General features: G+C 44.1%; 20 protein-coding genes. 9 read left to right on the top strand and 11 right to left on the bottom strand.

Annotated elements, in window-relative coordinates; all coding sequences use genetic code 11:
- Positions 1-50: 50 nt before the first annotated feature.
- Positions 51-914: a 16S rRNA (cytidine(1402)-2'-O)-methyltransferase gene (rsmI, locus tag OCV37_RS11980; RefSeq protein WP_038183179.1), complete on the bottom strand. Its 864-nt coding sequence runs from the start codon at positions 912-914 to the stop codon at positions 51-53.
- Positions 915-975: 61 nt separating this feature from the next.
- Here rsmI and OCV37_RS11985 point away from each other — a divergent pair, with 61 nt between their 5' ends.
- Genes OCV37_RS11985 through OCV37_RS12000 form a run of 4 tightly spaced genes read left to right on the top strand, consistent with a single transcriptional unit; the run spans position 976 to position 4321 of the window.
- Positions 976-2784, top strand: coding sequence for a penicillin-binding protein activator (locus OCV37_RS11985; protein WP_038183177.1), 1809 nt, complete (start codon positions 976-978; stop codon positions 2782-2784).
- A complete protein-coding gene (locus tag OCV37_RS11990) occupies positions 2771-3139 on the top strand; it encodes a YraN family protein (RefSeq protein ID WP_038183175.1) in 369 nt (122 codons plus the stop codon). The genes OCV37_RS11985 and OCV37_RS11990 overlap by 14 nt, the downstream gene beginning before the upstream one ends.
- A 3-nt stretch (positions 3140-3142) precedes the next feature.
- Positions 3143-3733 (top strand): phosphoheptose isomerase, encoded by a 591-nt coding sequence (locus OCV37_RS11995; protein WP_038183172.1) that lies wholly within the window; start codon positions 3143-3145, stop codon positions 3731-3733.
- Between the two features lie 3 nt (positions 3734-3736).
- The gene (locus OCV37_RS12000) at positions 3737-4321 is read left to right on the top strand and encodes a BON domain-containing protein (protein WP_038183170.1); all 585 of its coding nucleotides are present in this window, start codon (positions 3737-3739) and stop codon (positions 4319-4321) included.
- Positions 4322-4430: 109 nt separating this feature from the next.
- On the opposite strand, the gene sspB is transcribed toward OCV37_RS12000, so the two are convergent.
- From sspB to zapE, 5 genes are all read right to left on the bottom strand, one after another.
- Positions 4431-4892 (bottom strand): ClpXP protease specificity-enhancing factor, encoded by a 462-nt coding sequence (sspB, locus tag OCV37_RS12005; RefSeq protein ID WP_157635053.1) that lies wholly within the window; start codon positions 4890-4892, stop codon positions 4431-4433.
- Between the two features lie 30 nt (positions 4893-4922).
- Positions 4923-5558 carry a stringent starvation protein SspA gene (gene sspA / locus OCV37_RS12010; RefSeq protein WP_038183165.1) on the bottom strand — a complete coding sequence of 212 codons (636 nt, stop codon included), beginning with the start codon at positions 5556-5558 and terminating at the stop codon, positions 4923-4925.
- A 219-nt stretch (positions 5559-5777) separates the two neighbouring features.
- Complete coding sequence (gene rpsI / locus OCV37_RS12015; RefSeq protein WP_038183163.1) at positions 5778-6170, bottom strand: 30S ribosomal protein S9; 393 nt, start codon at positions 6168-6170, stop codon at positions 5778-5780.
- Positions 6171-6185: 15 nt separating this feature from the next.
- A complete protein-coding gene (gene rplM / locus OCV37_RS12020) occupies positions 6186-6614 on the bottom strand; it encodes a 50S ribosomal protein L13 (protein WP_038183160.1) in 429 nt (142 codons plus the stop codon).
- Positions 6615-6841: 227 nt separating this feature from the next.
- The gene (gene zapE, locus OCV37_RS12025) at positions 6842-7945 is read right to left on the bottom strand and encodes a cell division protein ZapE (protein ID WP_038183864.1); all 1104 of its coding nucleotides are present in this window, start codon (positions 7943-7945) and stop codon (positions 6842-6844) included.
- Positions 7946-8095: 150 nt separating this feature from the next.
- Here zapE and zapG point away from each other — a divergent pair, with 150 nt between their 5' ends.
- The 3 genes from zapG (at position 8096) to degS (ending at position 11197) form a co-directional block, all read left to right on the top strand.
- Positions 8096-8539 carry a Z-ring associated protein ZapG gene (gene zapG, locus OCV37_RS12030; RefSeq protein WP_038183158.1) on the top strand — a complete coding sequence of 148 codons (444 nt, stop codon included), beginning with the start codon at positions 8096-8098 and terminating at the stop codon, positions 8537-8539.
- Positions 8540-8656: 117 nt separating this feature from the next.
- Complete coding sequence (locus OCV37_RS12035) at positions 8657-10024, top strand: DegQ family serine endoprotease (protein ID WP_038183155.1); 1368 nt, start codon at positions 8657-8659, stop codon at positions 10022-10024.
- Between the two features lie 108 nt (positions 10025-10132).
- Positions 10133-11197 (top strand): outer membrane-stress sensor serine endopeptidase DegS, encoded by a 1065-nt coding sequence (degS, locus tag OCV37_RS12040; RefSeq protein ID WP_038183152.1) that lies wholly within the window; start codon positions 10133-10135, stop codon positions 11195-11197.
- A gap of 96 nt (positions 11198-11293) precedes the next feature.
- On the opposite strand, the gene rplS is transcribed toward degS, so the two are convergent.
- From rplS to ffh, 5 genes are all read right to left on the bottom strand, one after another.
- Positions 11294-11647 carry a 50S ribosomal protein L19 gene (gene rplS / locus OCV37_RS12045; RefSeq protein ID WP_038183148.1) on the bottom strand — a complete coding sequence of 118 codons (354 nt, stop codon included), beginning with the start codon at positions 11645-11647 and terminating at the stop codon, positions 11294-11296.
- A gap of 42 nt (positions 11648-11689) precedes the next feature.
- A complete protein-coding gene (trmD, locus tag OCV37_RS12050; protein WP_038183862.1) occupies positions 11690-12433 on the bottom strand; it encodes a tRNA (guanosine(37)-N1)-methyltransferase TrmD in 744 nt (247 codons plus the stop codon).
- 25 nt (positions 12434-12458) lie between these two features.
- On the bottom strand, positions 12459-13013 hold the full coding sequence (rimM, locus tag OCV37_RS12055) for a ribosome maturation factor RimM (RefSeq protein WP_038183146.1): 555 nt from the start codon (positions 13011-13013) through the stop codon (positions 12459-12461).
- A 22-nt stretch (positions 13014-13035) separates the two neighbouring features.
- A complete protein-coding gene (gene rpsP / locus OCV37_RS12060) occupies positions 13036-13284 on the bottom strand; it encodes a 30S ribosomal protein S16 (RefSeq protein ID WP_038183143.1) in 249 nt (82 codons plus the stop codon).
- A 176-nt stretch (positions 13285-13460) separates the two neighbouring features.
- Complete coding sequence (gene ffh, locus OCV37_RS12065; RefSeq protein WP_038183140.1) at positions 13461-14831, bottom strand: signal recognition particle protein; 1371 nt, start codon at positions 14829-14831, stop codon at positions 13461-13463.
- Between the two features lie 252 nt (positions 14832-15083).
- Between ffh and OCV37_RS12070 the strand changes: the two genes are divergently transcribed.
- Both OCV37_RS12070 and OCV37_RS12075 read left to right on the top strand, forming a co-directional pair.
- On the top strand, positions 15084-15878 hold the full coding sequence (locus OCV37_RS12070; RefSeq protein WP_038183137.1) for a cytochrome C assembly family protein: 795 nt from the start codon (positions 15084-15086) through the stop codon (positions 15876-15878).
- Positions 15879-15961: 83 nt separating this feature from the next.
- On the top strand, positions 15962-17236 hold the full coding sequence (locus tag OCV37_RS12075) for an HlyC/CorC family transporter (protein ID WP_038183135.1): 1275 nt from the start codon (positions 15962-15964) through the stop codon (positions 17234-17236).
- The last annotated feature ends 146 nt before the right edge of the window (positions 17237-17382 follow it).

The raw sequence follows: 17382 nt of genomic DNA on the forward strand, positions 1-17382 counted from the left end.
ACCCCGTTCAGCATACACTGAACGGGGTTTTCTGCTCACGACTCATCGCATCAATCCAGATGTTCAAGTCCCCACTTATAGAGTGCGTTTTTCTTCAGATGATACATTTCAGCCACGAGCCCCGCCGCTTTTTTCAAAGGAAGCTCCTGAACGAGGATTTTCAGCATCCGAACGGCATCCTCAGAAAATTCATCTGACTCAGTACGGCGATACCCATGAATCAGTAAAACCATTTCACCTTTACGACGGTTTTCATCGGCCATCACCCACGGGATCAGTTCTCCCAGTGGCAACCCCTGAATCGTCTCAAAGGTTTTGGTCAGCTCTCTTGCCAGAACAACTTCTCGTTCTGGGCCAAGAACCGCCTGTAAATCTTGCAGTGATTCAACGATGCGATGGGTCGATTCATAGAAAATACAAGTTCGCTCATCATGCGCAATCGCTGCTAGTTTATCTTTACGAGCTTTTGTTTTCGGAGGAAGGAAACCTTCAAAACTAAACCGATCCGATGGTAACCCAGACGCACTTAATGCGGTAATCACAGCACAAGGCCCCGGCAAAGGGACGACTTTTACATCAGCCTGACGACAAAGTTTTACAAGATGATATCCTGGATCGCTGATCAATGGCGTTCCTGCATCAGAGACTAAAGCAATGGACTGTCCGGATAGCAGTTTATCAACCAAGACTGAAGCTCTATCCTGTTCATTATGGTCATGCAGAGCAAAGGTTTTGGTTTGAATATTCAGGTGAGATAAAAGTTTCCCTGTGTGGCGTGTATCCTCAGCAGCAATCAGATCAACCTGAGAAAGAACCTCAATGGCTCTTTGCGTTATATCACCGAGATTACCAATTGGTGTAGGAACAATGTATAGTGTTGGCGCTTGCTCCTGCAACGTTTTATGATTCGTCATTTGTTTATCATCACTTCAAAGATTATTATAGAGACAATTTTACCGGAATAATGTATAGCTCATGGCTCAGAAAAAGCATAACAGACTCAATGTGGCACGCCTAATCGCTCAGATTACCTTCACAATCCTTCTTGCGGCATGTGCTTCCAATTCACCAGACTCGAACCGTGTCGATATTACACAAAGCCCGACACTCAGTTCTCAGGACTATCTCATGAGAGCCGACAGCAATGAAGGGTCAATACAAAATGACTGGCTGATCATGGCACTCAAAGCAGCGGTGAAAGAAAACCAAGTTGCTCAAGCAAATTTACTGCTATTCCGGCTCACCAAACAAAACCTGAGTGAAACGCAACAAGCGGAATGGCAACTTGCCCGGGCCAGACTCTTTCTCAACAATAATCAGAATGAAGCTGCACTGGAAAGACTAACGTTTAAACCGTGGTGGAAACTGCCTGATGCTCAATGGTTAGCATTCTATCAGACTAGAGCCGATATTTTTATCAGTCTTGAAAAATGGTTTGATGCTGCCCGGGCTTTAGTCGAAGTTTATGATCTGAGCCCGGAGAATCTCCAACCGAAAGTTGCCCGTCAGATCTGGCAAAATCTTTCTCATTATTCCGCAACAGAAATAACAGAGTTAAATGTTTCATCAGATGAAGATGAGTTAGCGGGTTGGCTGCAACTCGCCATTTATATGAAAACGCTCGATGGCGATCTCACCCAACTCAAAAATACACTCGAAAAATGGTTAGCAGAAAATAGCCATCATCCGGCAGCACTACATATGCCCGGCGGTGTCAAAGCGGTTTTGGCGATGAAGATTTCAACGCCGAAGAAAACGGCTTTGCTGCTACCTCTGAGCGGTAAATTTTCTCAGCAGGCGCAGTTAATCCGGGATGGATTTATGTTTGCGATGATGAATGATCAGAACAGAGATCCGGACATGACGCTGAGTGTGATCGATACCAACGAACAATCATTTTCAGATACGGTCAATCAGTTGATGCAAGAACATATCGACTTCGTTGTCGGCCCGTTGATTAAAGAAGATATCACCCAGTTGCAACAAATCGAGCAACAGAAAAAACACCAAATTCCAATGCTGGCCTTGAATATTCCTGAAAACATTCATCCGAATTCAGCCGCATGCTATTTTGCCTTGTCTCCAGAACAAGAAGCCAGTCAGGCCGCAAAATATTTATTCCGTCAGGGATATCAGTATCCGTTGATTCTTGTGCCTCAAGGCAGTTACGGTGAAAGAGTAGCAGATGCGTTCCAACAAGAGTGGCAGAAATATAGTAAACACCCACTCACTATCAGCGAATTTGGTGATAAGCGCCATTTACAGCAAAATATCAATGCGGTTTTCGGCCTTCAGGACAGTCAGAAAAATATTGCACAAATGGAATCATTACTGGATATGAAGCTGGAAAGTCAGCCCCGTAGCCGACGTGATATCGATACAGTCTATATTGTTGCCAATAGCGCGGAGCTCACACTACTCAAACCATTTATCGAAGTAGCGATCAACCCGGACACCACGCAACCGAAACTGTTTTCAAGTTCTCGGAGTAATAGCGGTAATCAATATGAAGATCTCTCAGGGGTAACCTTCAGTGATATTCCGCTTTTGCTCAAACCTCAAGCCACGACCAAAACACAGATGGACGCATTGTGGTCTAAAGATTCGAATGCCGAAAAACGCTTGAAAGCCATGGGAATGGATGCGTACACGTTAATGACATCTCTCCCGCAAATGAAAGCTGTCGAGGGGTATCAAGTTCAGGGGCAAACGGGCACTCTCAGTATTGATAAGCAATGTATCGTCCAGCAGGAATTAAGCTGGGGAGAATATGGCTCGCTTTAGCCACCGGGAAATTGGTGCTCGCTATGAACAAGCAGCGTCGGCCTTTTTATTGGAACGAGGCTTACAATTGATCACCCAAAATTTTTCATGTCGCACGGGTGAAATTGATTTGATTATGCGAGATCAACAAACGACGGTATTTGTTGAAGTTAAATATAGAAAGAACCGATACTTCGGTCATGCGGCAGAAGCCGTGACACCGACAAAAACAAAAAAATTAATTCAGACCGCTCAGTTCTGGCTATTAAAACAAGGTTTGTCACCTTATGACACTGATTTTCGTTTCGATGTGATTGCCATTCATCAAGATGGCGATCACATCGATTGGTTTCAAAATGCAATAACGCAGGAATAACCGATGCTCGAAAGCATTAAAGCTAGTTTTACTGAAAGTATCCAAATTCAGATTGCTGCCGCTGAAGCATTACCAGATGCTATTACACATGCAGCACAAGCGATGGTTGCCAGCTTGCTCAATGGTAATAAAATCCTTTGTTGCGGCAATGGTGGGTCATCAGCAAATGCGCAACAGTTTGCCTCTTGCCTACTCAACCGTTTCGAAACTGAGCGCCCTAGCCTTCCGGCGATGGCCTTGACGGCAGATAATACAACCATGACGGCTGTCGCCAATGATTACCATTATCAAGAAATTTTTTCCAAACAGGTGCGGGCCTTCGGACAAGCAAACGATATCTTGTTGGCCATCTCAACCAGTGGTAATAGTAAAAATATTATCAAAGCGATGGAAGCGGCAGTGACCCGAGATATGACGATCATTGCCCTGACAGGCAAAGATGGTGGTGAAATGGCCGGTTTGCTGGGAGAAAATGATGTTGAAATTCGCATCCCATCGCTCCGAACGGCTCGGATTCATGAAGTCCATATGGTCACATTGCACTGTCTCTGTGACCTGATAGATCAAGTTTTATTTCCTCCCCATGAAGAGTAAATCATGAAAAACTTAACCATTCTGATTACGTTATCTCTTGCTGTCATGTTATCTGGATGTGTTGGGTTGTTTATTGCTGGTGCAGCAACAACAGCCGATATCGTCACGGATCCACGAACCACCCAGCAAATCTGGGATGACAATTATATTGAAGCTGAAATCACCGGGGTGATCAGAAAACCACCTTATCGCAGTAAAACCCGAATTGTTTCCAACTCTTTTCGTGGTGTCGTGGTCTTAATGGGACAATCCCAAGATAACGACCTATTAACGTCCCTGGAGAAAGATGTACAACAGATAAAAGGCGTCAGAGAAGTGCATGATCAGGTGAGAATCCGTCAGCCCTTAAGTACATCAGACATCAGTCAGGACAGTTGGATTACCACCAAGGTGAAATCATCACTATTAACGGACAATCAACTCAGTGGTGTTAAGATTAAAGTCATCACTGAAGATAAAGAAGTGTTCTTATTTGGCTATGTCACGCCAGAGCATGGTAATCACGCCGCAGAAATTGCACGTAATATCTCTGGTGTGAAGCGAGTGATTAAAGCCTTTCAATATGCGCCGAGTCAACAGAAGCCATAATGGACACCCGGTAATAGATACACTCCCATCTTATTGATTTCCCAAATAAAAAAGCAGCATACGCTGCTTTTTTTATCACGAATATTTGACGAAATCTCAACCCGATAGTCTATTTTATTACTCTCAGGCTCGGTTTTCCCCGAGGCCGGGAAGGCTCATCAGAAGAAACCGAATCATCAGCGACTGTTGTTTCTACAACTTCAATATTTTGCAGCTCTTCCTCTTCCTGCTCTTGAGCTTGTTCAAGTTGCTGAATATATGAATCTTCCGGCTCAAACATTGTTCCGGCACCATTTTCTCGCGCATAAATTGCCTGAACTGCGAAAATGGGAACAATGACAGAATGAGGGCGACCGCCAAAACGAGCGTTAAACGTAAGCACGTCATTGCCTAACTCAAGATTCCCGACAGCCCTTGGGGCAATGTTCAGAATAATCTGCCCATCCTGAATAAATTCGACAGGAACCCGAACACCAGGAAGCGTTGCGTCAACCACCAAATGAGGAGTCAAATCGTTTTCTAATAACCAGTCATAAAAGGCCCGCAGCATATACGGGCGTCGAGGCGTCATATTATCCATGAGTTATACATCCTACCCGAATTAACGAGATAAACGCATCTCACGCTCAGTCTCAGTCAAAGAAGCCAAGAATGAATCTCGTTCAAAAACACGGTTCATATATACTTTTAACTCTTTTGAACCCGGACCAATGAGATCGATTCCCAAGACAGGCAAACGCCATAATAATGGTGCAAGATAGCAATCCACCAGACTAAATTCTTCACTCATGAAATACTCAAATTCAGCAAACACTGGCGCCAATGTCAGTAAATCATTCTGTAATTTACTTCTTGCCGTTTCAGCTTCGCTCACAGAACCATTGATAATTTTGTCAGCGAGTGAATACCAGTTCCGTTCAATACGATAAACCATCAAACGGCTATTACCACGTGCTACAGGATAAACTGGCATTAGCGGTGGATGCGGAAAACGCTCATCCAAATATTCCATAATAATTTTTGAGTCATATAGTGCAAGCTCACGATCGACTAGGGTCGGTACTGATTTATATGGATTTAACTCGATCAGTTCCGCAGGTAAGTTTGATTCATCAACAAGTTCGACCTCAACACTCACACCTTTCTCAGCCAGAACAATTCTCACCTGATGACTATACATATCTGAGGCACTTGAAAATAAAGTCATCACAGAACGTTTATTGGCAGCAACAGCCATGGAACCCTCCAGCACACAAAAATAATAAAAACAATGGAGGCAAGCCTCCATTGGTAATTCAAAACCCTGACAAACAGCACGGTATAATAGCATAATTCGCGCACATCACGCCAACACTCTTTCTCCAGAGAACGCAGAATCACCGAATGAGATCTCATCGGCGACAAATATAAAAAAACCCGGCATATAGCCGGGTTTTCGAAACCACATAAAACGTAATTAACGTTTTGAGAACTGTGGACGACGACGTGCTTTACGCAGACCAACTTTCTTACGTTCAACGCGACGAGCGTCACGAGTAACGTAGCCAGCTGCACGTAGAGCAGGACGTAGAGACTCATCGTATTCCATCAGAGCACGAGTGATACCGTGACGGATTGCACCTGCCTGACCTGAAATACCGCCACCTTTTACAGTGATGTACAGATCAAGTTTGTCAGTCATCTCAACTAACTCAAGCGGTTGTTGAACAACCATACGAGCTGTAGGACGACCAAAGTACTCATCAAGGCTACGCTTGTTGATTACGATGTTACCGCTGCCGGGTTTAATAAAAACACGTGCAGCTGAGCTTTTGCGACGGCCAGTGCCGTAGTATTGATTCTCTGCCATTTTCGAAATCCCCAATTAGATGTCTAGTACTTTTGGTTGTTGAGCAGCATGGTTGTGCTCAGCGCCAGCGTAAACTTTCAGTTTACGGTACATAGCACGGCCTAGAGGACCACGTGGAAGCATACCTTTAACCGCTAGCTCGATAACCATCTCTGGTTTGTGGTCGATCAGTTTATCAAAAGTGATAGACTTGATGCCACCAGGAAACTCAGAGTGACGATAATAAGTCTTAGCTGCAGATTTATTACCTGTTACAGTCACTTTCTCTGCGTTAACAACGATGATGTAATCACCAGTATCAACGTGAGGCGTATATTCAGCTTTATGCTTGCCACGTAAGCGAGATGCAATTTCACTTGCTAGACGACCAAGAGTTTTACCCTCTGCGTCCACAACATACCAGTCGCGTTTTACAGTTTCTGGTTTAGCAACGAAAGTTTTCATGCTAATAATAACCCGTTATTTAAAATTTACACTTAAGGAGCAATTGCTCCCACTGTCTAGAGCCCAGTCATCACCCCTTCGAGTGGTTGGCACTCTCGGTCTGAATCAAAAAACAGACCTACAGTAACGGTGGGTCGCAGGATTATAGAGAAGTGAGAAAAAAAAATCATCTTTTTTCTGACAAAAATTTATTTTTTAACCCGCTCCATTCAAAAGCTTGTTAAACCTTATGACAAATGCTCTTTGAGTAAATATTCGCGACTTTGCATCTCGATTAAACGAGAACGACAACGCTGAAACTCAAATGCTAACAGCCCACCTTGGTACAACCTATCCAATGCAACTTCTGCTGAAATAATTAACTTAACGTGGCGCTCATAAAATTCGTCGACAAGCGCGATAAAGCGTCGGGCCGCATCGTCCATCGTTGCATTCATCTGCTTCACATCAGCCAATAAAACAGTATGGTACAAACGCGACAATTCAATATAGTCATTCTGGCTTCTCATACTCTGACATAGCTGCGCAAATGTAGCGAACAAGACACCATGACCTGCTTTTAGAACCGGTATTTGCCGATGATTGACTGCAATACTTGACGTGGAATCTGACTCATGACTGATCAGTTGACGATAATAGCTCTCCAAGCTGGCTCTGGATTGTTCATCATTCGGGAAATGATAAATGTCTGCCTGTTCCAGTGTTCTCAACCGATAGTCAATGCCACTATCCACATTCATCACAAGGCAATGCGTTTTGATTAACTCGATTGCAGGAAGGAAACGAGCTCGTTGTAAACCATTGCGATATAAATCGTCTGGTGGAATATTCGAGGTCGCAACCAAAACGATATTACGGGCGAAGAGTGCCTGAAAAAGCGTTCCTAAAATCATGGCATCGGTAATATCTGAAACAAAAAATTCGTCAAAACAGATAATTTCAGTTTCTGCGCTAAATTTATCCGCAACAATTTCAAGTGGATCATTCACATGATGAAGTTGCTTCAGCTCTTCATGAACCCGATACATAAACCGGTGGAAATGTACCCGCATCTTTTTCTGCGTGGGTAACGACTCATAAAACGTATCCATCAGATAAGTTTTACCTCTTCCGACCCCACCCCAAAAATATATCCCTTTAGGAGGAACCGGACTCTGGGCTTTTTTTCTGAGCAGACGAGTGAATAACGACTCTCGTTCAACCGGTCTTTTCTGGTAGTCGAGAAATCGGTGATAAAGATCATCTAAAGCATCGACCGCCATCAACTGGGCGTCATCTTTCTGAAAATTGCTGTCTTTCAAATCTTGATCGTAACGTTGCCTAGGTGTCATAAATATCGAATAAAATAAGAAGAGAGGAAAGTGTGCAGCGCAACACATGCTTTTTGCTTTATCAGCTAAGAAAGTCATAGTACCATGTCCTTTGAGCATGTGTAACCTTTTGGTAAAAAACATGTTAAATAACAACAATAAGGAGCGGTTATGCCTTGGATCTATACCATCATAGGTTTGCTGATTGGATGTGTCGTCGGTGTGGTGATTACTCGTCTGACTACCCCCCAGTATAAAAACCAGAAGTCCATACAGAAAGACTTGGATAATGCGAAGTTTGAGCTGGAACAACAACGGCAAGAACTGATGGATCATTTTGCCCAAACCGCAGAAATGCTGGACACTATCGGCAAAGATTACACCAAGCTCTATCAACATTTAGCGAAAACATCTTCAGATCTTATTCCGAATCTTCCTGAGCAAGACAATCCATTCGTCAAAACGATCGTCAAGCATCAAGAGGTTGAATCACAAGAATCTCAAGACCAGAATCTGCCGCCGAAAGACTACGCATTAGGCGCTTCTGGTCAGCTAAGAAATGAAGAAAAACCGATCATCCACTCAAAAGATATTATCAACGTACAACCAAATTAAAAATTTTTGTGAACTTTGCAAAGGTTTTTGAGTCTTAAAACACACTGACGCTGTTGAAACTTTTATATCAAGATATCAAATAGTTACAACAGGTGATTTCCATAGAGGAGTTTTAAGATGAAAAAACCTTTGCTTGCATTAGCAACCCTATCATTATGCATGAGTTCTATCATCACCCCGCTACCAGCAGCGGCAGCTCTGCCTATCGCCGTTAACGGAGAACAATTACCAAGTCTGGCACCAATGCTTGAGCATGTGACACCCGCAGTCGTTTCTATCGCGGTTGAAGGCACACAAGTATCCCATCAACGCCTTCCAGAACAATTCCGTTTTTTCTTTGGTCCGGATTTTCCAACTGAGCAGCTTCAGGAGCGCCCTTTTAAAGCGCTGGGTTCAGGGGTCATCATTAATGCAGACAAAGGATATGTCGTAACCAACTACCACGTGATTAACGGTGCTGATAAGATTCGAGTAAAACTCTATGATGGTCGTGAATATAAAGCCGAACTCGTCGGTGGCGACAAAATGTCAGATATCGCGCTCATAAAATTGGATAAGGCGAAAAACCTCACGCAGATTAAACTAGCCGATTCAGACAAAATTCGGGTGGGTGATTTTGCCGTTGCGATTGGTAATCCATTCGGTCTGGGACAGACTGTCACATCCGGTATTATTTCGGCTTTAGGTCGAAGTGGGTTGAATATTGAAAACTTCGAGAACTTTATCCAAACCGATGCTGCAATCAACAGTGGTAACTCGGGTGGCGCACTGGTGAACCTAAAAGGTGAACTGATCGGAATTAATACAGCAATACTTGGCCCGAACGGCGGCAACGTCGGTATTGGTTTTGCAATTCCAGCCAACATGATGAAAAACCTGACTGATCAGATTCTAGAATATGGTGAAGTCAGACGTGGCATGCTGGGTGTCCAAGGTGGAGAAGTGACCTCTGAACTGGCACAAGCGATGGGCTATGAGTCAAGCAAAGGGGCTTTTGTCAGTCAGGTTGTTCCTGATAGTGCAGCAGATAAAGCCGGATTAAAAGCGGGTGATATTATTGTCTCCGTCAATGGTAAAGATATTGATTCTTTCTCTGAACTCCGGGCAAAAGTAGCAACACTGGGAGCCGGTAAAAAAGTCAAACTGGGCGTTCTCAGAGATGGCAAAGAGAAAACATTCGATGTCACGTTAGACAAGCAGAGCGAGACAAAAACTCAAGCGAAAGCTTTATATGAAGGACTCTCAGGCGCAGAACTGTCCAACACAACCTCAAGCGACCCAATTCAAGGGGTCAAAGTGACACATGTAGAGAAAGGCTCTCCAGCAGAAGGCTATCAACTTCAAGAGGGAGATATCATTATCGGCCTGAACAAACATCGTGTAAAAAATATCGCTGATTTGAGAAAGATTCTGGACAAATCACCGAGTATTCTTGCCCTGAATATTCAACGTAATGATCGGACTATCTATCTCGTCATTCGTTAATTCATTCATTATTGGGCCTTTCTGATGAAAGGCCCATTTTCTATTGATTCAGAGAGTGCTATCCTTTCCACCTGTATACATGTTTATGATGGTTCTGTGGATTGAAATATGATAGCTAACTTACTTCGTTCTGTTGGAATTGGATTAGTGACTGCACTAATCGTCATTATTTCTGTTCCTTCTCTGAGAAACCATATTTTCCCGCCGACAAAGAATCCATCTCCAACGAATATCAACTCACTACAGATCACGTTCAACCAAGCGGTACGCAGGGCGGCACCAGCGGTGGTGAATATTTATAGCCGCAAATATGCAGCTAACGACCGTTCAAAGCTATCAACTCAAGGGCTCGGGTCTGGCGTCATTGTCAGTGAGAAAGGTTATATCATCACGAATTACCACGTTATTGCTCAGGCCGACCAAGTGATCGTGGCACTTCAAGATGGTCGGGTTGCAGCAGCACAGCTAGTCGGAAAAGATCGTCGTTCTGATATTGCAGTCCTCAGAATTGAAGACTCAAACCTGCCGGTTATTCCCCAGAATCCAAACTACTCGCCTCAGGTCGGTGATGTTGTACTCGCGATTGGTAATCCCTATAACCTAGGTCAAACCACCACTTTCGGAATTATTTCAGCCACCGGACGCTCATCTATCAGTGTTGATGGCCGGCAGGCATTTATTCAAACGGATGCAGCAATCAATGAAGGCAATTCCGGTGGGGCGCTAGTCAATACCCAAGGTGAACTCGTCGGAATTAATACGGCTTCATTTCAGCAAGCCACCGATCTGGAAACTTACGGTATATCGTTTGCGATTCCCTATAAGCTTGCCAATAAGATCATGGAAAAAATCATTGCTGACGGGCGCGTAATTCGAGGTTATATCGGGATTGACGGGCAAGATATCAGCTCGGTTGCATCCCGACTTCTCGGCAATGAACATATCGGTGGGATCATCGTTCTCGGTGTTGATCCGAATGGCCCGGCAGCTTCGGCAGGCTTTAAACCCCAAGATATCATTATCAAAATTGATGGTAAGAAAATTAACGGGCGTCAAAGCGTTATGGATTTAGTGACCGATCTGCGTCCGGGAACAACCATTCACGTTGATGTCATCAGAAAAGGCAAGGAGATCACCATACCAGTGACTGTCGCCGAAGATACCCGGGATTAATTCAGTCATATTTTCTTTATGCCCAATATTGAATAGAAGACATAAAAAACGGAGCCAAATGGCTCCGTTTTTTGAGAACGCATGTCTGAGACAGCATTACTTCTTAGCAAGTTTCTCTTTAATACGAGCAGACTTACCAGAGCGTTCGCGTAGATAGTACAACTTGGCACGACGTACTGCACCACGACGCTTCACTTCAATGCTATCAACAGCTGGAGAGTGTGTTTGGAACGTACGCTCAACACCTTCACCGTTAGAAATTTTACGAACGGTAAATGCTGAGTGAAGACCACGGTTACGAACGGCGATTACAACACCTTCAAATGCCTGTAAACGCTCACGCTCACCTTCTTTAACCTTTACTTGCACAACGACAGTATCGCCTGGTGCAAACTTAGGTAGGTCTTGTTTCATTTGCTCTTGTTCTAGAGCTTTGATGATATTACTCATTGTTAATTTTCCTAGAATAAACTGATACTCAATTAATTGAAGTTACTTAGCTTGATATTCTTGAATGAATTCAACTAGTAACTGTTCCTGTTCGTCAGTCAGAGCTAGGTTTTCCAGGAGCTCCGGTCTTCTTAGCCAAGTACGGCCTAGCGACTGTTTCAGCCGCCAACGACGAATGTCACGATGGTTTCCCGATTTCAATACGGCGGGAATTTCTTTCCCATCCAATATTTCCGGGCGCGTATAATGTGGACAATCCAGCAATCCATTGGCAAAAGAATCTTCTGCTGCTGATGCAAAATCCCCTAGAACACCGGGGACAAACCGAGCGGCTGCATCAATCATTGTCATTGCCGGCAACTCACCACCAGTCATTACGAAGTCTCCGATAGACCACTCTTCATCGACTTCAGACTCAATAATACGCTCATCGACCCCTTCGTACCGACCACAAATCAAAATTAAATTTTCATTTGCGGCCAATTCTTCAACCCCACATTGGTCGAGTTTTCTTCCTTGTGGAGAAAGGTATATCACTTTCGTCTTTCCGGGAGCAGATGCTTTGGCTGCATGGATGGCATCACGCAAAGGCTGTACCATCATGAGCATACCAGGCCCACCCCCATAGGGTTTATCATCGACTGTACGATGTCTATCATGTGTAAAGTCTCTCGGATTCCAGACTTCAACTGATAGTAACCCTTTTTTTACCGCTTGACCTGTGACCCCATAATCAGTCACAGAACGAAACATTTCAGGAAAAAGGCTAATTACGCCAACCCACATCATTTTCTCGCTCTGTACTGTAGAATCAGAATCCAGGATCCCAGTCAACTTCGATCCGTTGAGCCGAGCGATCAATATTCTTAATCACCTGCTCTTCAAGGAACGGAATTAAGCGTTCCTTTTGTCCAAAAGCATCTTTTAGATTCGCTTTCACAACCAAAACATCATTTGAGCCGGTTTCCATGAGGTCAACAACCTCACCCAAGTGGTAGCCACCGGTCGTGATCACCTGCATCCCAAATAATTCTCGCCAGTAGAACTCATCTTCTGACAGTTCAGGCAGTGAAGCCGAGTCAACTGAAATTTCAAAATTGGTTAAAAGATGAGAATCTTCACGAAGATCCAATCCTTCAAGCTTCACTACCATCCCTTTGTTATGGCGTTTCCAGCTTTCAATTTTGTATTCAATCCACTCTCCCTTACGGTGAATATACCAAGGGCTATAATCAAAAATACTTTCCGGATTGTCTGTGAAGGAAAAAACCTTAAGCCAACCGCGGATGCCGTAAGTTGATCCAAACTTACCAACAACAATTTTACTTTTCGGTTCACTCATTGTGCCTTGACCTTCCATCGACATTTACTAGTCATCTACAGATAGATTAAGCCGCTTTTTGAGCGTCTTTTACTAGTTTTGCTACACGCTCAGACAGAGATGCGCCTTGTCCAACCCAGTGGTTTACACGATCCAGGTCAAGACGAAGACCTTCTTCCTGACCAGATGCAGTCGGGTTGAAGAAGCCGATTTTCTCAATGAAACGACCAGTAGCAGCGTTGCGGCTATCCGCAACTACAATTTGATAAAATGGACGCTTTTTAGCGCCGTGACGTGCCAAACGAATGGTTACCATATCGTCCTCTTTGCTTGCTTATATAATAAAATTAACCCCAAGAACTGTTTCAACAACAGCCGATTGGGGTCTCGTGCCAATTTAAAGCCCCCGAATTTTACTCTTATTCCGAGCTATTGCAAGGGCTTTAGCTATTTTTTAGCCATTGTGAACCAGCATACACACAACGCCAGCGTTTATCGGCCAAAGGGGTTGAAACCGCCCCCTCCCATCATGCCTTGCATGTTTCTCATCATGCCTTTCATGCCGCCTTTCTGCATTTTCTTCATCATTTTCTGCATTTGTGTAAACTGTTTCAGCAGACGATTCACATCTTGAACCTGTGTTCCGGAGCCGGCTGCAATTCTTTTCTTCCGGGATCCCTTAATCACATCGGGGTTCTGACGCTCTTTCATTGTCATAGAGCTGATAATCGCTTCCATCTGTTTGAACATCCGATCATCAACTTTATCTTTGATACCTTCTTTCATGTTTGCCATGCCGGGAAGTTTATCCAGCATTCCCATCATGCCACCCATATTCTGCATCTGCCCCAGTTGCTCACGGAAGTCTTCCAAATCAAAGCCTTTTTTCTCTTTGAATTTTTGAGCCAGTTTCTGGGCTTTTTCCTGATCAACGTTACGCTGTAAATCTTCAATCAGAGAAAGGACATCCCCCATTCCCAAAATTCGTGATGCGACACGATCGGGGTGGAAGGGTTCTAAAGCATCGGTTTTTTCTCCGACACCCAAAAACTTGATGGGCTTACCAGTCACATGACGAACAGACAGCGCCGCACCACCACGCGCATCCCCATCAACTTTGGTTAAGATCACCCCCGTCAAAGGCAGAGCATCGCCAAAAGCCTTCGCGGTATTTGCCGCATCCTGACCCGTCATCGCATCAACAACAAACAGAGTCTCGACCGGGTTAACCGCTCGGTGAAGATCCTGAATCTCAGACATCATCTGTTCATCGATAGCCAGACGTCCTGCGGTATCGACGATGAGCACGTCGTAGAATTTTTTCCGTGCTTGGTCGATTGCGGCTAAAGCGATATCAATCGGTTTCTGATCAGCCGTTGAAGGGAAGAAATCAATACCGATGTCACTTGCCAGTGTCTCCAACTGTTTGATTGCGGCAGGACGATAAACGTCCGCAGAAACCACCAAGACTTTTTTCTTGTCTCGTTCTTTCAGTAATTTTGACAGCTTACCAACACTGGTCGTTTTACCGGCACCTTGCAAGCCTGCCATCAAGACCACGGCAGGTGGCTGAGCGGCAAGGTTCAGCGCCTCATTTGAAGCCCCCATCACCGCTTCAAGTTCAGCTTGTACAATCTTGATGAACTCTTGGCCCGGAGTCAGTGATTTAGAAACTTCAACGCCAACAGCGCTTTCTTTCACCCGATTGATAAATTCACGGATAACAGGCAGTGCGACATCGGCCTCAAGCAAGGCCATTCGCACTTCTCTCAGTGTTTCTTTGATGTTTTCTTCGGTCAAACGACCTTTACCACTGATATTCTTCAGCGTCTTGGACAAACGATCGGTTAGATTCTCAAACATACTGCATCTCTTCGCGGTGCTGTGAATTTCGATAAATTAGGTCCGAGTATACCTTAGCCAAAGCAGATAGTCATATCTGTTCAGTCAACGACGTCACCGCTCTCGCCCCAATACTCTACCGCAACAGCGGATCTCTCATTTCAGTTGTAAACGATTTGTTTTATGTCATTCAAAATTAAGTAGCCAATCGTGGCTCATTGATGCTTAGACATGTATAATTCACCTTCTTTAAACTCTTTTTTGATGAGATATATGGATAAGTTTATCGCAATAGTCGCTTCGCTTTTTTACTTTCTCGCTATTGCAACCATCATTCCGGGACTGGTCAATCAAACGGGTATCAAAGCAAAAGCCGTTTTGATTTGTGCTGCAACTGCGCTGTTATTACATGCGTGGCTGCTCAGTGATCTGATCTTTCACCCGAACGGACAGAATCTCAGCATTCTGAACGTGGGTTCCCTCATCAGTTTCATCATTGGCTTAGTGATGAGTGGTGCGATGCTCAAAACGCGGTTGTGGTTTATGCTACCCGTTGTTTACGGTTTTGCCGCGATTAATCTGTCGGCAGCAGCAAGCCTTCCCGGCAACTTCATCACTCATATGGAAGATAACCTACCGCTGCTGATCCATATTTTCCTGGCATTATTCTCTTATTCAACACTGACCATCGGTGCACTGTATGCACTCCAACTGGCTTGGCTGGACCATAAACTGAAAAAGAAAAAGTCATTGGCAATCAATCCAAATCTTCCCCCGTTACTCCAGATAGAGAGACAGCTATTCCGTATCATTCTGATCGGTAATGTGCTGTTAACCGGTACCTTAATCACCGGGTTTATCTTCATCGAAGAAATTTTTGCACAAGGGAAAGCGCATAAAGGAATTCTGTCAGTCATTGCCTGGGTGGTGTATACCGTTCTGTTATGGGGCCACTATCAGAAAGGATGGCGAGGAAGAAAAGTAACTTGGTTTGCAATTGCCGGGGCTTTCATTTTAACTCTGGCTTATTTCGGCAGCCGTTTTGTCCGAGAATTCATCTTACATTAACTTGTTGAAATACTTTATGGGTTGACACCCAAATCGAGTTCAGCCATAAAAGATCACAACATCAATAAAGGAAGCAATTTATTTTGGACGACATATCAACTGGTGTCTTATTTACGCTACTTGCGTGTCTTATCATCATTTCAGGATATTTCTCCGGTTCAGAAACAGGCATGATGGCATTGAACCGCTATCGCCTGAAGCATCTGGCTAAAACTGGCCATAAAGGTGCAAAGCGTGTTGAAAAACTATTAAGCCGTCCTGATCGTCTGATCGGTCTGATTCTGATCGGCAACAACTTAGTCAATATTTTAGCTTCTGCAATTGCTACGATTCTCGGAATGCGACTGGGTGGAAACCTCGGTGTTGCGATCGCCACGGGCGCTCTGACATTGGTGATTCTGGTTTTTGCCGAGGTTACCCCCAAAACACTGGCTGCACTTTATCCAGAAAAAGTCTCTTATATCAGTAGTTTCCTACTGAGTATTCTGATGAAGCTCCTGTCCCCGTTAGTGTTGTTCATCAATCTGATCACAAATGGATTCATTAAACTACTGGGTGTCTCTGCGCGACAACACAGCGATGATCATCTCAGTTCGGAAGAGCTGAGAACCGTCGTCAATGAAGCCGGTGGACTGATTCCGAAACGACACCAAGATATGCTGTTATCGATTCTCGATTTAGAGCACGTGACGGTGAACGATATTATGGTTCCTCGTAATGAGATTACTGGTATTAATATCAATGATGACTGGAAATCAATCGTTCGTCAGTTAACTCATTCACCTCATGGCCGGGTCGTACTCTATCGGGATAATATTGATGAAGTCGTCGGAATTTTAAAGCTAAGAGATCCCTTCCGTCTGATGCTTGAAAAGAATGAGTTTAATAAAGAGATGCTTCTGCGTGCAGCCGATGAAGTCTACTTTATTCCTGAATCGACACCACTCAACGTACAGTTATTAAAATTTCAGCGAAATAAAGAGCGGATTGGACTGATCGTTGATGAGTACGGTGATATCAATGGCTTGGTCACACTGGAAGATATTCTCGAAGAAATCGTGGGTGAATTTACAACCTCCATTTCGCCAAGTCTTGCGGATGAAATTACCCCGCAAAGTGATGGCAGCTTCTTAATTGAAGGGAGTGCGAATATCCGGGATATCAATAAAGGCCTGAAATGGAAATTACCAACCAATGGCCCAAGAACCTTAAACGGGTTAATTTTAGAACATCTGGAAGATATCCCTCAAACCCAACTGAGTATCAATGTTGCCCAACATGCGATGGAAATTATTGATGTTGAAGAGAATCGAATTAAGCTTGTGAAAGTGTTTCCAAACAAAGCCAAAAAGTCGTAACCGAATTGACACCTCGTTTCACATCGATTCATTCACGCTGTCGCAGATCTCATAATCACTGAGAACGCTCAAACTTAAGAACCCATCAAACGTAAAAAAGCTTGGCCACAGGCCAAGCTTTTTTGATGAAACCATTCGTGGCGTAA

It is taken from the genome of Vibrio rhizosphaerae, from assembly GCF_024347095.1.
Lineage (GTDB): Bacteria > Pseudomonadota > Gammaproteobacteria > Enterobacterales > Vibrionaceae > Vibrio > Vibrio rhizosphaerae.